Annotated in this window: 3 protein-coding genes; 1 reads left to right on the forward strand and 2 read right to left on the reverse strand. The window is 57.5% G+C overall.

What is annotated here, in order from left to right; genetic code table 11:
- Positions 1 to 605 (forward strand): sodium:solute symporter family transporter (locus tag WBM93_RS12080; protein ID WP_424432119.1); only part of this gene is annotated, 605 nt, incomplete at its 5' end.
- 109 nt (positions 606 to 714) lie between these two features.
- Here WBM93_RS12080 and WBM93_RS12085 read toward each other — a convergent pair.
- Together WBM93_RS12085 and WBM93_RS12090 are read right to left on the reverse strand one after the other, a co-directional pair.
- Positions 715 to 1,188: a metallopeptidase family protein gene (locus WBM93_RS12085; protein ID WP_424432120.1), complete on the reverse strand. Its 474-nt coding sequence runs from the start codon at positions 1,186 to 1,188 to the stop codon at positions 715 to 717.
- A 54-nt stretch (positions 1,189 to 1,242) separates the two neighbouring features.
- The coding region (locus tag WBM93_RS12090) for an ATP-binding cassette domain-containing protein (protein ID WP_424432121.1) at positions 1,243 to 1,730 on the reverse strand (488 nt) is incomplete at its 5' end.

Here is a 1,730-nt window from a genome sequence, read left to right on the forward strand (position 1 = left end):
TGCTCGGTGCGGTTGGTGTCGGCATTGCCGGCCGTGCCTATGTCGAGCGAAACGGGCTGGTACTCGACGATCCGGAAACGATCTTCATAATGCTGGCCAACACATTGTTCCATCCGCTGATCACCGGCTTTCTATTGGCCGCTTTGCTCGCCGCGATCATGAGCACGATCAGTTCGCAACTGCTGGTATCTTCCAGCTCGTTGACCGAGGATTTCTACCGCCTGTTCCTGCGCAAAAATGCCAGCGAGCGGGAAACCGTCAATGTCGGGCGGCTGGCCGTGGCGCTGGTCGCGCTGGTCGCTATCTATATCGCGCGCGATCCGGACAGCAAGGTTCTTGGGCTGGTGAGCAACGCCTGGGCCGGCTTTGGCGCGGCGTTCGGGCCTTTGATCCTGCTGTCGCTGACCTGGAAGCGGATGACCGGCGCTGGCGCTGTGTCGGGGCTGGCGGGTGGCGCGCTGGTGGTGATTTTGTGGATCGCTATGGGCTGGAACAAGGAATTTATGGGCGGACCAGGGGTTTACGAGATCATTCCCGGGTTTGTTGCAGCGCTGGTGGCTATTGTCGGGGTTAGTTTGGCGGGGAAGCAGACCGCGACTGCTTAGCAATTGTCACACCGGACTTGATCCGGTATCCAGAACCACGAAGCACAGCCCGCGACGCTCTGGATGCTGAATTAAGTTCAGCATCACCAATAGAGGAGCCGGAGCGAAGTCAATCCTCCACACTATCCTCGATCCTGTGCATATCCGCATCGCTGAGGCCAAAATGATGCCCCACCTCGTGGATCACGACGTGGCGGATCAGATTTTCGAGCGCGACTCCGGTCTGCGCCATTTCGGCAAGCAATGGGCGGCGATAAAGGAAAATCCGGTCCCCCTCCCCGCTCGGCGGTGCCCATTGCGATTTCTCACCTACTGGTATGCCCTGATAGAGGCCGGATAATTGATACGGGCTGGTCATGCCGAAATGATCGAGAATGTCCTGCGGCGGCCAGTCTTCAACGCGCAGCACGATGTCGGAGAGATGTTCGGCGAACGGCGGCGGGATGGTTTCATACACGCGCCGGGCGATGGTTTCGAAGTCGGTGATGGTCGGTGGATTGTTCATCCTAATCACATAGGTATTGCGTTGCTCGGGAAAAAGATAGTTTCGGCCAAATCCGCCATGCTGAATCGAGTTCAGCATGACGAAGTTTTCTAAAATAACCCTCTTTCTCCCTCACAGAAGAAGGTGCGCACGCTACCTAGTCAATTTCTTATAAGCCACCCGGGTCGGCCGGTCCGCCGCATCACCCAGTCTCCGGCGCTTGTCTTCTTCATAGCTTTCAAAATTGCCTTCAAACCATTCGACATGGCTGTCGCCTTCAAACGCAAGGATATGCGTCGCCAACCGATCGAGGAAGAAGCGGTCATGCGAGATGACCACCGCGCAGCCGGCGAAATTTTCCAGCGCGTCTTCGAGCGCGCGCAGGGTTTCGACGTCGAGGTCGTTGGTCGGTTCATCGAGCAGCAGCACATTGCCGCCCTCTTTCAGCATCTTGGCGAGATGGACGCGGTTGCGTTCGCCGCCGGATAGCTGGCCGACCTTCTTCTGCTGGTCTACGCCCTTGAAGTTGAACGCGCCGACATAGGCGCGGGTCTGGACTTCATTCTTGCCGAAGGTGAAAAAATCGTGGCCGCCGGAAATTTCTTCCCAGATATTTTTCGACGCATCGAGCGTATCGCGGC

Origin of the sequence: Parasphingorhabdus sp. (assembly GCF_049667325.1) — a bacterium.
Classification (GTDB): Bacteria; Pseudomonadota; Alphaproteobacteria; order Sphingomonadales; family Sphingomonadaceae; genus Parasphingorhabdus.